The 12,614-nt window shown below is 64.3% G+C and carries 11 protein-coding genes; 6 read left to right on the forward strand and 5 right to left on the reverse strand.

Annotation, left to right across the window (positions count from 1 at the left end; genetic code table 11):
- Window positions 1–149 precede the first annotated feature (149 nt).
- From BMI91_RS09895 to BMI91_RS09910, 4 genes are all read left to right on the forward strand, one after another.
- On the forward strand, window positions 150–2,426 hold the full coding sequence (locus BMI91_RS09895; RefSeq protein WP_078604832.1) for an NADP-dependent malic enzyme: 2,277 nt from the start codon (window positions 150–152) through the stop codon (window positions 2,424–2,426).
- Between the two features lie 206 nt (window positions 2,427–2,632).
- Window positions 2,633–4,525, forward strand: a complete 1,893-nt coding sequence (locus tag BMI91_RS09900) for a propionyl-CoA synthetase (protein ID WP_078604833.1) — start codon at window positions 2,633–2,635, stop codon at window positions 4,523–4,525.
- Window positions 4,526–4,714: 189 nt separating this feature from the next.
- Window positions 4,715–6,241 carry a hybrid sensor histidine kinase/response regulator gene (locus tag BMI91_RS09905; protein WP_146684052.1) on the forward strand — a complete coding sequence of 509 codons (1,527 nt, stop codon included), beginning with the start codon at window positions 4,715–4,717 and terminating at the stop codon, window positions 6,239–6,241.
- Window positions 6,231–7,691, forward strand: coding sequence for a sigma-54-dependent transcriptional regulator (locus tag BMI91_RS09910; RefSeq protein WP_078604835.1), 1,461 nt, complete (start codon window positions 6,231–6,233; stop codon window positions 7,689–7,691). Before BMI91_RS09905 ends, BMI91_RS09910 begins: the two co-directional genes overlap by 11 nt.
- 3 nt (window positions 7,692–7,694) lie before the next feature.
- On the opposite strand, the gene BMI91_RS09915 is transcribed toward BMI91_RS09910, so the two are convergent.
- The gene (locus BMI91_RS09915) at window positions 7,695–8,459 is read right to left on the reverse strand and encodes an NAD kinase (RefSeq protein ID WP_244176601.1); all 765 of its coding nucleotides are present in this window, start codon (window positions 8,457–8,459) and stop codon (window positions 7,695–7,697) included.
- Between the two features lie 157 nt (window positions 8,460–8,616).
- Between BMI91_RS09915 and glyA the strand changes: the two genes are divergently transcribed.
- Window positions 8,617–9,909: a serine hydroxymethyltransferase gene (glyA, locus tag BMI91_RS09920; protein ID WP_078549024.1), complete on the forward strand. Its 1,293-nt coding sequence runs from the start codon at window positions 8,617–8,619 to the stop codon at window positions 9,907–9,909.
- 71 nt (window positions 9,910–9,980) lie between these two features.
- On the opposite strand, the gene BMI91_RS09925 is transcribed toward glyA, so the two are convergent.
- On the reverse strand, window positions 9,981–10,352 hold the full coding sequence (locus BMI91_RS09925; RefSeq protein ID WP_078522501.1) for a hypothetical protein: 372 nt from the start codon (window positions 10,350–10,352) through the stop codon (window positions 9,981–9,983).
- Window positions 10,353–10,495: 143 nt separating this feature from the next.
- Between BMI91_RS09925 and BMI91_RS09930 the strand changes: the two genes are divergently transcribed.
- Window positions 10,496–11,284, forward strand: coding sequence for an alpha/beta fold hydrolase (locus tag BMI91_RS09930; RefSeq protein ID WP_078604836.1), 789 nt, complete (start codon window positions 10,496–10,498; stop codon window positions 11,282–11,284).
- A 19-nt stretch (window positions 11,285–11,303) separates the two neighbouring features.
- Here the strand turns inward: BMI91_RS09930 and BMI91_RS09935 are convergent, their stop codons facing one another.
- The 3 genes from BMI91_RS09935 to BMI91_RS09945 all read right to left on the reverse strand — a co-directional run bounded on the left by BMI91_RS09935 (window position 11,304) and on the right by BMI91_RS09945 (window position 12,527).
- Window positions 11,304–11,795, reverse strand: coding sequence for a cytochrome b (locus BMI91_RS09935; RefSeq protein WP_078604837.1), 492 nt, complete (start codon window positions 11,793–11,795; stop codon window positions 11,304–11,306).
- A 119-nt stretch (window positions 11,796–11,914) separates the two neighbouring features.
- Window positions 11,915–12,097 carry a hypothetical protein gene (locus BMI91_RS09940; protein ID WP_078522498.1) on the reverse strand — a complete coding sequence of 61 codons (183 nt, stop codon included), beginning with the start codon at window positions 12,095–12,097 and terminating at the stop codon, window positions 11,915–11,917.
- A 112-nt stretch (window positions 12,098–12,209) separates the two neighbouring features.
- Window positions 12,210–12,527: a hypothetical protein gene (locus tag BMI91_RS09945; RefSeq protein WP_078604838.1), complete on the reverse strand. Its 318-nt coding sequence runs from the start codon at window positions 12,525–12,527 to the stop codon at window positions 12,210–12,212.
- Between the last annotated feature and the right edge of the window lie 87 nt (window positions 12,528–12,614).

Genomic DNA, 12,614 nt, shown 5'->3' on the forward strand with positions numbered 1-12,614 from the left:
CACCTCGCGCCACCCCGCCGCCTCGCGCGGAGTTCATGCCGCAACGTAATTCGGAGGGGTTGCAATCACCCCCTTCGTGCTATCTAGAACGACGGGAGAGTCGCGCGCGAAAAATTAGTTTAGCGCTAAACCAGTTTCGGGAGGATCTCATGGAAGAGCTGCGTCAGGACAACCTGCGTCAGTCGGCACTGGACTATCACGCCAAGCCGAAACCCGGAAAACTGGAAATTCGCGCGACGAAGCCGCTCGCCAACGGGCGCGATCTGGCCCGCGCCTATTCGCCCGGCGTGGCGGAGGCCAGCCTTGCGATCAAGGAAGATCCCGACACCGCACGCGACTACACCGCACGGGGCAATCTGGTCGCCGTCGTCACCAACGGCTCGGCCGTGCTGGGCCTGGGCAATATCGGCCCGCTCGCCGCGAAACCGGTGATGGAAGGCAAGGCGGTTCTGTTCAAGAAATTCGCTGATATCGACTGTTTCGATATCGAAGTCGCCGAGAACGACCCCGAGAAGCTCGCTGAGATCGTCTGCGCACTCGAACCCTCCTTCGGCGCGATCAACCTTGAAGACATCAAGGCGCCCGACTGCTTCATCGTGGAGAAGATCTGCCGCGAGAAGATGAACATCCCGGTCTTTCACGACGATCAGCACGGCACCGCGATCGTGGTGGGCGCGGCTGCGACCAACGCGCTGCGCATCGCGAAGAAGAACTTCGAGGACATCAAGATCGTCTCGACCGGCGGCGGCGCGGCGGGCATCGCCTGTCTCAACATGCTGCTGAAGCTGGGCGTGAAGCGCGAGAATGTCTGGCTCTGCGACATCGAAGGGCTGGTCTACAAGGGCCGCGAAGCTGACATGACGCCGCAAAAGGCGGACTACGCGCAGGACAGCAATCTGCGCACGCTCGACGAGGTGATCGAGGGCGCGGATATGTTCCTCGGCCTCTCCGGCCCCGGCGTGCTGAAGCCCGAGATGGTACAGAAGATGGCCAAGCAGCCGATCATCTTCGCGCTGGCGAACCCGAACCCGGAAATCCTGCCCGACGTGGCCCGCGAGGTCGCTCCCGATGCGATCATCGCGACCGGGCGCAGCGATTTCCCGAACCAGGTCAATAACGTGCTGTGCTTCCCCTTCATCTTCCGGGGCGCACTGGACGTGGGTGCAACCACGATCAACGACGAGATGCAGATCGCCTGCGTCGAGGGGATCGCCAAGCTCGCGCGGCAAACGACCTCCGCCGAGGCTGCCGCCGCCTATCGCGGCGAGAAGCTGACTTTCGGCGCGGATTACCTGATCCCGAAACCCTTCGATCCGCGGCTGATCGGCATCGTCGCCTCTGCCGTAGCGAAAGCCGCGATGGAGACCGGCGTGGCGGCCCGCCCGCTGGAAAATCTCGACAGCTACAAGGTTCAACTCGACGGGTCGGTGTTCAAATCCGCGCTGCTGATGCGTCCGGTCTTCGATGCCGCCGCGACCGCAAGACGTCGTATCGTCTTCGCCGAGGGCGAGGATGAGCGCGTGCTGCGCGCCGCCAACGCGATGATCGAAGAGACCACCGACACGCCAATCCTGATCGGTCGTCCCGACGTGATCGAGATGCGCTGCGAACGGGCGGGTCTGCCGCTCGATCTGGGCGCGGTCGAGATCGTGAACCCGGAAAACGACCCGCGCTACCGCGACTATTGGGGCACCTATCACGAGCTGATGGCCCGGCGCGGCGTCACCCCCGATCTGGCGCGCGCGATCATGCGCACCAACTCCACCGCCATCGCCGGGGTCATGGTCCATCGCGAGGAAGCGGATTCGATGATCTGCGGCACGTTCGGGCAATATCTCTGGCACCTGAAATACGTGCGCGAAATCCTCGCCCGCGACGGGCTGCATGCCCAAGGCGCGCTGAGCCTGATGATCCTCGAGGACGGCCCGCTTTTCGTGGCCGACACCCATGTCCATCACGCGCCCACGCCCGAGCAGATCATGGAGACGGTCTGCGGCGCCGCGCGCCATGTGTCGCGCTTCGGCCTGAAGCCGAAGATCGCGCTGTGTTCGCATAGCCAGTTCGGCAATCTCGACAGCGACTCGGGCGAGCGTATGCGCGCCGCGATGAACCTGCTGATCCGGCGCGAGGTCAATTTCGACTTTGAGGGCGAGATGCATGTCGACGCGGCCCTCGATCCCGAGACCCGCGCCCGGCTGATGCCGAATTCGCGCTTCGAGGGGGCGGCGAACGTGCTGGTCTTCGCCAATACCGACGCGGCCTCGGGCGTGCGCAACATCCTCAAGATGAAAGCCGGCGGCCTCGAAGTCGGGCCGATCCTGATGGGGATGGGCAACAAGGCGCATATCGTGACGCCCTCGATCACTTCGCGCGGGTTGCTGAACATGTCAGCCATCGCGGGCACGCCGGTCGCACACTACAGCTGAGTCGCGTGCACCTGCGAAATTTGCAAACCCCGCCCGGGCTGCAAAGAAGCTGAATACTCGCCCGCAGTTTGCAAAAGTTTGCGGGCGATTTGTCGCGCTTTCTGCAAATTTTTTGGCGTCGTACCCGATTGTGCGCGGTAACATTCTTGCGCCAACGCGTTGCGCTTCGTAACACATCTCCAAATTCCTGAGGAGGAGATGTTCGCATGGGCTACAAAGAGGTCTATTCCGCCTGGCAGGCCGATCCCGAGAAATTCTGGATGGACGCCGCCGAGAAGATCGACTGGGACGAGAAGCCCTCGAAGGCCCTGTTTGACGGAAACGCGCCGCTCTACGAATGGTTCTCGGACGGGATGGTCAATACCTGCTGGAACGCGGTCGACCGCCATGTCGAGCAGGGGCGCGGCGATCAGATCGCGATCATGCATGAAAGCCCGATCACCCACTCGACCAAGGGCATCACCTACAAGGAACTGCAGACCCGTGTGGCCTCGCTCGCCGGCGCGCTGAAGATGCGCGGTGTCGAAAAGGGCGACCGCGTCATCATCTACATGCCGATGATCCCCGAGGCGCTGGAGGCGATGCTCGCCTGCGCCCGGATCGGCGCGGTCCATTCGGTCGTGTTCGGCGGCTTCGCGGCGCATGAACTCGCGGTGCGGATCGACGACTGCACCCCCAAGGCGATCATCGCGGCAAGCTGCGGCCTCGAGCCCGGGCGCACGGTGCATTACAAGCCGCTTCTGGACGAGGCGATCGAACAGGCCGAGCACAAGCCGGAATTCTGCGTCATCTTCCAGCGCGAACAGGAAGTGGCGAAGCTGATCGAGGGGCGCGACTTCTCGTGGCACGGGTTCCAATATGGCGTGAAACCCGCAGAGTGCGTTCCGGTCGAGGGCAACCACCCGGTCTACATCCTCTACACCTCCGGCACGACCGGCCAGCCCAAGGGTGTCGTGCGCCATACCGGCGGCCATCTCGTCGCGCTGCAATGGTCGATGAAGAACATCTACAATATCGAGGCGGGCGACCGGTTCTGGGCGGCCTCGGATGTCGGCTGGGTCGTGGGGCACTCCTACATCTGCTACGGCCCGCTGATCGCGGGCGCGACCACGGTGGTGTTCGAGGGCAAGCCGATCGGCACCCCGCATCCGGGCGTGTTCTGGCGGATCATTCAGAACAACCGGATCAAGAGCTTCTTCACCGCCCCCACAGCACTGCGCGCGATCAAGCGCGAAGACCCAAATGGCGAATGGATCAAACGCTACGCGCTGCACGATCTGCAGGCGCTGTTCCTTGCAGGCGAGCGGGCCGATCCCGCGACCGTCGAATGGGCGCAGAAACATCTCGGCGTTCCGGTGGTCGATCACTGGTGGCAGACCGAGACCGGCTGGGCCATCGCCGCGAACCCGATCGGGATCGAAGAGCTGCCGACCAAGGTAGGCAGCCCCTCGGTGCCGATGCCGGGCTACGACATTCAGGTGCTCGACGAGGGCGGCCACCCGGTCGAGGCGGGCCAGCTTGGCGCCATCGCGATCAAGCTGCCGCTGCCTCCGGGCACGCTGCCGACGCTGTGGAACGCCGAGGCGCGCTTCAAGAAAAGCTACCTCGAGCAATTCCCCGGCTATTACGAGACGGGCGACGCGGGCTATGTCGACGAGGACGGCTATCTCTACATCATGGCGCGCACCGATGACGTCATCAACGTCGCGGGCCACCGTCTCTCGACCGGCGCGATGGAAGAGGTCCTTGCCGGACACCCCGACGTTGCCGAATGCGCCGTGATCGGCGTGGCCGACGACCTGAAGGGTCAGACGCCGATGGGCTTCCTGTGCCTCAATTCGGGCTGCAACCGTCCGCACGGCGAGGTGGTCAAGGAATGCGTGAGCCGCGTGCGCGAACAGATCGGCCCGGTCGCGGCCTTCAAGCTCGCCACCGTGGTGGACCGTCTGCCGAAGACCCGCTCGGGCAAGATCCTGCGGGCCACGATGGTGAAGATCGCGGATGGGCAGGACTGGAAAATGCCCGCGACGATCGACGACCCCGCAATCCTCGACGAAATCACCGAGGCGCTTAAGGGGCTTGGCTATCCGAAGAAATAAGCCGAGCTTATCATAAGCGCACTCATTGTGAGCGACGCAGATAGGCACCACATCAAAAGTTTACGCGAGAGTTAAGAAGCCGCATCCACAATGGGTGCGGCTTTATGCTATTGTTTATGTTATCGAAGGTTAATTTGAGAACCGTACCCCGGAACCATCCATCGAGGGGTTATTTTGACGAACCGAAAGTTGCCCGATCCCGCTGCGCAGGAGCCATTCGCATCGTTGCGATGCGATCTCGGTCCTTTATGGCAGCACGATCTGCGCGCCGCGCTTGCAGATGTGATGTGCGGTCTGGATGCGGCGCTCGCCGATCCGGGCGGGCAAAGCACGCATGGACAATTGGAGCGCGCGCGCGAAGCGGCGAACGATCTGGCACAGCTTCTCGATCTGGACGGGGCGAAGGAATTTGCGCCCGCCGCGCCGAGCGATGACGCGACAAGCGAGCTTTCCGACGCGTCCGAGGCAAGCCCCGCTCCCCCGCATCTGGTCATTGCCGATGCGCTTGAACGGGTACGCCGCCGCTGGACAAGCGCGGCACATGTTCGGGGCATGTCGCTCGCGATCCACATGGCCCCTGATCTGCCGCCGGTGCTGGCGATCGATCGCGTGCCGCTCACCCGCATCTTCGCCAATCTGATGCGCAACGCGCTATGCTATGCCCAGCGCGGCACGATCCACCTGTCGCTCGACTTCGACCCGACCAAGGGGCTGCTGCTGACCGTGCGCGACGAGGGCGATGGCTTCCCAGAGGAACGTCTGCGCGCGCCAGCCTGCGCAGGGCAGCGCAGCGAGCCCGCCACGTTCCGCAACCCCGAGGGGCAAGGTCTGGGCCTCGCGATCTGTCACGCGCTGGTGGCAGAGGCCGGCGGCAAGATCGACCTCGCCAACGCGCCGCAAGGCGGAGCCGAAATCCGCGTGTCGCTCCCGGCCCGTCCCGTCGATATCAGTTCCACGATGCGCGATGCCCCCCTGCCCGATCTGAGCGGGTGGAACGTGCTCGTTGCCGATGACAGCGAGATGAGCCGCGCCGTGCTCGAACAATTCCTGAGCGCGATGGGCGCGCAGGTGACCGGGCTGCGTCGTGGCGACAGTGCGGCCGCGCAACTGCGGGCCGAACGCTTCGATCTCGCGGTGCTGGATGTCGAGATGCCCGGCTGCCGCGGCCCAGAGGTGATCGCCAGCATTCGCCGCTCCGGCCTGCCTTGGGCGGACCTGCCGATCATCCAGTGCAGCGGCTATCGCGACGTCGAGAAAGGCGAGGCCGATGCCTGCCTCATCAAGCCGGTGCTTGGCCTGCAGCCGATCCTGCGCGCCTTGGAAGAGGCTGGTTGCATGACGACCGTACCACGCGTAACTACGCCGCCGCGCGGTTTGCTAGCCCATCTACGTCTGGCCGAGAAGGCATTGCCAGCGGGGCTCGGACAGGAACTGATCGCCGATCTCGAGACGGTACGTCACGGGCTGTCGCTCGCACTGCCCCCTTTTGACCTCTGCGCCCTGCAATTGCTGAGCCATAAGCTCAGTGCGGTAGCCGGAGTGGCGGGAGACCACCCCCTCTCGCGGCATGCACGCGCGCTTGACAGTGCAACCCGACATGGGACTTATGAAGATATTCAAGATCTTGGCCGGGTCGCCCTCATTTTCATCGACCGGCTGATAGCCACCACCCGAAATAATTTGAACGCGAAGACTGATTTACAGCATGAGAACTAGTGACTCCGATACGACCACCCCGGACAGGGATACCAGCTCCAAGACGGATAGTCCGCAATACGGCCTCAGTCGAAACGGGCGGAACGGCGTCGACACCGAGACCGAACATTTTCTATTGATCGAAGATGTGGGATCGCTCCGGGCGATCTATGACGCCTATCTGCGCAACGCCGGCTTCATCACCCATCTCGCGGCAAGCGCCGAGGAAGGGATGCGCATCTTCCGCGACAACCCGATCCGTATGGTGCTGCTGGACCTGATGCTGCCCGATCGCGACGGCGACACGCTGATCGCCGAAATGCTGGCCCTGCGACCCTATGCGGCGATCATCGCGGTCACTGCCGACCGCTCAATCGATCGCGCGGTACGGGCGATGCAGGAGGGCGCGATCGACTTCCTCGTCAAACCGATCGACGAACCTCGCTTCAGAAGCGCCATTGAGAGCGCGCGCAGCCTGTCGCTGCGTTCGGATGTCGACGACGCGAGCGCGAGCGAGGAGACGGTCGGGGACTTCGTCGGCAACGCGCCGCAGATGCGGGCACTCTACGCCCGGACCCGCGCTGCCGCCCGCTCGACCGCGCCTGTCTATATCTGGGGCGAGAGCGGTACCGGGAAGGAGCTTTGCGCCCAGGCGGTTCACGCCACGAGCCCCCGCGCCGATGGCCCCTTCATCGCGCTCGATTGCGGCGCCCTGGCCGCCGAACGCGTCGACAGCGAACTCTTCGGCCATAACCGCGGGGCCTTCCCGGGCGCTTTGGAGGACAAGGACGGCGCGCTCCTCGCCGCCGATGGTGGCACGCTTCTGCTCGACAATATCTGCGAACTTGCCCCCACCGCGCAGATCAAGCTGCTGCGGTTCCTGCAGAGCGGCCAAGTCAAACCGCTCGGCGCCAGCCAACCGGTCGACGTCAATGTGCGGATCGTCTGCGCGGCCAAGAGCTCGCCTAGCGTCATGCTGCAAAACGCTGTGCTCCGCGAGGATCTCTATTACCGGCTGATGGTGCTCACGATCGAGATGCCGCCGCTGCGGATGCACCGCGAAGATATCGGCCCTCTGGCAAGGATGGCGCTGGAGCGGTTCGCCTCCGAGGAACAGCGCGACTTCAGCGAGATCGAACCTGAAGCAATTACCCGCCTGGAGGACCGCCCGTGGCCCGGCAATGTCCGCCAGCTGATGAATGTGATCCGCGCGGCGATTGTGATGCATGACGGTCCGGTGCTGCGCGCTCATATGCTGCCGGAATTCGATCCGACGACGAGCCGTGCCGCGCCCACCACCGCCCCGGCGGTCGATCCTTTCGCGGACCGCACCCTGGCCGAGATCGAACGTGCGGCGATAGAGGCCGCGATCAACCGGCATGACGGATCGATCCCGCGCGCGGCGCTGGAACTGGGGGTCGCGCCCTCTACGATCTATCGCAAGCGCGACGCGTGGCTGTCAAAGGGCTGAGCCTCAGGCGAATTGTTCGCGCATCAACCGCTCTTCGAGCCCGTGACCGGGGTCGAAGAGGATGCAATGCTCGATCTCCGGCTCGGAGCGGACCTCGACCCATTTGACCGGCTTGACCGAGCGGCTGTCCGCATCGGCCATGACCGGGCGCTTGTCGGGTTCGAGAATGTCGAAGCGCACCAGCGCGGAGGATGGCAGGATCGCGCCCTGCCACCGCCGCGGCCGGAAGCTCGCGATCCCGGTCAGCGCCAGCACGTCCGAGCCGATCGGCAGGATCGGCCCGTGGGCGGAGAAGTTATAGGCGGTCGATCCGGCGGGCGTCGAGACGATCGCGCCGTCGCAGACCAGCTCCTCCATCCGCACTTTGTCGTTGATCGAGATTTTCAGCTTCGCCGCCTGCGGGCCCGCGCGCAACAGCGAGACCTCGTTGATGGCAAGCGCCTCATGCAGCATCCCGTCCTGGGTCTCGGCCTTCATCGACAGCGGATTGATCACCGCCTGCTCCGCCGCTTCGAGCCGCGCGGGCAAATCGTCAGCGACATAGTCGTTCATCAGGAAGCCGACCGAGCCGCGGTTCATCCCGTAAACCGGCAGCCCCGTGCCCTCGTGCAGGCATTGCAGCATGAACCCGTCCCCGCCAAGCGCCACGATCACATCGGCCGCATAGCGCGGCACCTGCCCGTAGCGCGCGACCAGATCGGCCTGCGCCGCCTGCGCCGTCTCGGCGTGGGAGGCCGCGAAATGGATATGGGTATACTGGTTCGCCACCGCGCGGTCCTCCTGCTTGTCCAAGGTGTTGCAAGGGCTTGGACGAAAGACAAGCGTCAATCCGGCGCGGAAATGACCGATTTGGTCGTTTGTCTGCTTTCAGCCCTGTGAAATCTGCGCTAAACGGTCGGCGACCGGATCTTTGCGAGGAATGGCCATGAAAGACCAACGCGATGCGGGCTTCTTCACCGAAAGCCTCTCCAGCCGTGACCCCGAACTCTTCAAGTCGATCACCGATGAACTCGGTCGCCAGCGCGACGAGATCGAACTGATCGCCTCGGAAAACATCGTCTCGAAGGCGGTGATGGAGGCGCAGGGTTCGGTGATGACGAACAAATACGCCGAAGGGTACCCGGGCAAGCGCTACTATGGCGGCTGCCAATATGTCGACGTCGCGGAGAACCTCGCGATCGATCGCGCCAAGGAGCTGTTCGGCTGCGAATTCGCCAACGTCCAACCGAACTCGGGCTCGCAGGCGAACCAGGGCGTGTTCACCGCGCTGCTGAAGCCGGGCGACACCATCCTCGGCATGAGCCTCGATGCGGGCGGCCACCTGACCCACGGCGCCAAGCCGAACCAGTCGGGCAAGTGGTTCAACGCGATCCAATACGGCGTGCGCAAGCAAGACAGCCTGCTGGACTACGAGCAGGTCCGCGAACTGGCGCTCGAGCACAAGCCGAAGCTGATCATCGCCGGTGGCTCGGCCATCCCGCGCCAGATCGACTTCGCCAAGTTCCGCGAGATCGCGGATGAGGTCGGCGCTTGGCTGATGGTCGACATGGCCCACTTCGCCGGTCTCGTGGCCGGTGGTCAGCACCCCTCGCCCTTCCCCTATGCGGATGTCGCGACCACCACGACGCACAAGACGCTGCGCGGTCCGCGTGGCGGCATGATCCTCACCAACAACGAGGAGATTGCGAAGAAGGTGAACTCGGCGATCTTCCCGGGCATTCAGGGCGGTCCGCTGATGCATGTCATCGCTGGCAAGGCCGTGGCCTTCGGCGAGGCGCTGCGCCCCGAGTTCAAGGGCTATGCCAAGCAGGTCGTGAAGAATGCTCAGGCGCTGGCCGACGAGCTGATGAAAGGTGGCCTCGACATCGTCACCGGTGGCACCGACACCCACGTGATGCTGGTCGACCTGCGCCCGAAAGGCGTGAAGGGCAACGCGACCGAGAAGGCTCTGGGCCGCGCGCATATCACCTGCAACAAGAACGGCATCCCGTTCGACCCGGAAAAGCCGATGGTCACCTCGGGCATCCGTCTGGGCACCCCGGCGGGCACCACCCGCGGCTTCGGCGAGGAAGAGTTCCGCGAGATCGCGCGCCTGATCGTCGAAGTGGTCGACGGGCTCGCCGCGAATGGCGAAGAGGGCAATGGCGAGGTCGAAGAGGCCGTGAAAGCCAAGGTCGCGACGCTGCTCAGCGGCTTCCCGATCTACCCCGAGCTGTGATCCGGTTCCGAGATTGAGTTGAAGGCCCCCGCGATCCGGGGGCCTTTTTCATGTCTGGGGGCGTGGCCCGATCAGATCGCTCCGGTCCAGACCATCGCGGCCAGCAAGGCGCCGCCCACAATCACCACAATCACGGCGATCGAACTGGCAAGGCCAAGCGCCGCGGCGCGCAGCCGCTCCGCCGCGCCCAGCGGTTCGAGGTAATCGCGACAGGTCGCGAAGGCGCCCTCCACCCTGCGGGCATCCAATTGCCGGGCGATTTTGGGCGCATGCGCTTTGCGCTCGGCATCTACCAGCACCAGCGCCGCCTTGCGCACCTTGCGCGGCAGCGCCCGGGCCCGCGAGGCGACCCGCGCCTCGAGTGTCGGCCCCTTCGCCCCCAGCCGCTGCGCCAGAAGCCTCGAGACCTGCCCCACCATCTGATTGATCTTCTCCGGCCCCATCCGGCCCTCTCCCTTACGCAGCGTTCAGCAATTCCGCACCGGACGCTACCCGCCGCGCGAGATCAGCGCAACTGCGCGCATGGACGCAGATTTTTTCGCATCCGCTCTGGAAGCGCCCCGGGAGGCGATCTAGCTTAGGCGCCATGTTGAACACGACCTCCTACCCCGCTGACAGCAATCCCGGCGCGCGACCACTGATCATCGCCCCCGGTCTTTTCGGATCGGCCCGGAACTGGAACGCGATCGCCAAGCGGCTGAGCGCGGACCGCCCCGTCATCGCACTCGATATGCGCAATCACGGCGACAGCTTCTGGGACGACGATCACAGCTATCAGGCGATGGCAGGCGATATCGCCGAGGTGATCGAGGCGAATGGCGGGGTCGCGGATGTGCTGGGCCATTCGATGGGCGGCAAGGCGGCGATGACCCTCGCCCTGACGCAGCCGCAACTCGTGGCGCATCTCATCGTCGCGGATATCGCGCCTGAGAACTACGATCATGGCGACAACCACAGCGCGCTGATCGAGGCGATGCAGGGGATGGATATCGCCGACCTCACCTCGCGCTCCGCCGCGGACGAGCGGCTGGGAGAGCAGGTCTTCGATCCGGGCACCCGTGCCTTCCTGCTGCAATCGCTGGTGCTGCGCGACGGCCCGCCGCGCTGGAAGTTCAACCTTGCCGCATTGAAGGCGAATATGGACGACATCCTCGGCTGGCCCGAAGCGCTGGAGGGCAAGCAGTTCGACGGCCCGACGCTGTTCCTGTCGGGCGCGGACTCGCATTACGTGCGGCCCGAAATGCACGACCGTATCCGCGGTTTCTTCCCGCAGGCGCGTTTCGAGGAAATCGACAATGCGGGGCACTGGCTGCACGCCGAGAAGCCCCGCGAGTTCGAAGCCGACGTGGCGCGTTTCCTCAACTCCGCGAGCTGAGGAAACCGCGCTGCTTCGCTTACGCCCCCGGCTTCATCATCCGCCGGAGCAGGTGATCGCGCTTGACGTATTGGTGATAGAGCGCGGCTGCCACATGCAGCCCGGCCAGCCACAGCAACACCGTGGTCAGGATCGAGTGGGTCTCGGCCGCCCATCCAAGCTGCCCGTAATAGGCCACGAGGCCCGCAATCGGGATCAGGAACAGCAGCGCGTAGAGTAACCAGTGGATCGTGGCCGCACCGAAGCGCAGGATGACAGGATCGTTCTCCGGCGGCTCGGGCGTGCCGTGGCTCGCGCGTAGCGCCAAGCGCCAGATAGCGAGCGCGAGCACAGCGACACCGAGGACGATGTGACCATAGGTCAGGAACCCGGCGCTCGCCGATCCGCTCTCCATCAGATCGCGGAAGGTATGGCCCATCGCGTCATTGAACAGATACTGGACGATGAGCAGCAGGACGACGGCCCAGTGGAGCCAAATCTGGGTTTTCGAATAACCGGGAGCGTAGGACATATTACCTCTTTGAATTGACGAAACGCTGCCGCGCCTCGCCGGACTAGCGCGGCGAAGGCGCAGAGGTTCCGCCCTTCACGAAGTTGGGATTTTCCCGACGCCTGTGCCGCGCCGCGCCGTCAGGCGTTTTCGCGGATCATTTTGGCGATATACCATGCAACGGGCACGGCGACGAGGAACCCGATTACCGCGGAGACGATCATCGCGTTGGTCGTGAACATGTTCATCGTCAGCGCGGCAGTGATGAGGATACCCGCGAGGGTCGGTCCGACGAGGGCGTAGATGATACCGAAGAGGCGCATGTCTGATCTCCATTGAGCGGCGCATTTCGGTCGTCAGACTGACTCCGATCACGCGGATGTGACCTTGATCCGCATCAAGTCCGCGCGGTCGCCGCTGCGGCAGGGCGTCGCATTAGCAATCGAGCTGGAAGCGCGCCTCTCCCGTATCGCCGGGCAGCGAGGGTGATCGATAGAGCCCGCCCGCCGGTCCCGCCACTGTGCAACCCGACACCTGCTCTGCCACGCGGATCATCAGGGGCGGCACGCGCGCCCGCTCTGCCCGGCGCAGATAGCCCATGCGCACCACCTCCGCCCGGTCGTCCTTGAGGAAGACGACGAAGTCGATGCCGTCGAGCGTGATGTCATGCCGCGATGCGCCGAGAAACTGCGGTGCAGGGGAGGCGCAGGCTGCGAGGAGGCAAAGGATAAGGAAAAACGGGGCTTTAGACATTGAAAGGCTCCGGGGAGGGACAACCCGGAGCCTTTCAGAGCTTAATTAACAAGAAGTTAACCAGCTCGGGCGGAGTGTGCGGCCCCC

Origin of the sequence: Thioclava sediminum (genome assembly GCF_002020355.1) — a bacterium.
Taxonomy (GTDB): domain Bacteria; phylum Pseudomonadota; class Alphaproteobacteria; order Rhodobacterales; family Rhodobacteraceae; genus Thioclava; species Thioclava sediminum.

What these genes read in the sequence shown, in the direction of transcription:
- BMI91_RS09895 (WP_078604832.1), top strand. Translation starts at nt 150, where the DNA reads ATGGAAGAGCTGCGTCAGGACAACCTGCGTCAGTCGGCACTGGACTAT.
- BMI91_RS09900 (WP_078604833.1), top strand. Translation starts at nt 2,633, where the DNA reads ATGGGCTACAAAGAGGTCTATTCCGCCTGGCAGGCCGATCCCGAGAAA.
- BMI91_RS09910 (WP_078604835.1), top strand. Translation starts at nt 6,231, where the DNA reads ATGAGAACTAGTGACTCCGATACGACCACCCCGGACAGGGATACCAGC.
- glyA (WP_078549024.1), top strand. Translation starts at nt 8,617, where the DNA reads ATGAAAGACCAACGCGATGCGGGCTTCTTCACCGAAAGCCTCTCCAGC.
- BMI91_RS09925 (WP_078522501.1), bottom strand. Translation starts at nt 10,352, where the DNA reads ATGGGGCCGGAGAAGATCAATCAGATGGTGGGGCAGGTCTCGAGGCTT.
- BMI91_RS09930 (WP_078604836.1), top strand. Translation starts at nt 10,496, where the DNA reads ATGTTGAACACGACCTCCTACCCCGCTGACAGCAATCCCGGCGCGCGA.
- BMI91_RS09935 (WP_078604837.1), bottom strand. Translation starts at nt 11,795, where the DNA reads ATGTCCTACGCTCCCGGTTATTCGAAAACCCAGATTTGGCTCCACTGG.
- BMI91_RS09940 (WP_078522498.1), bottom strand. Translation starts at nt 12,097, where the DNA reads ATGCGCCTCTTCGGTATCATCTACGCCCTCGTCGGACCGACCCTCGCG.
- BMI91_RS09945 (WP_078604838.1), bottom strand. Translation starts at nt 12,527, where the DNA reads ATGTCTAAAGCCCCGTTTTTCCTTATCCTTTGCCTCCTCGCAGCCTGC.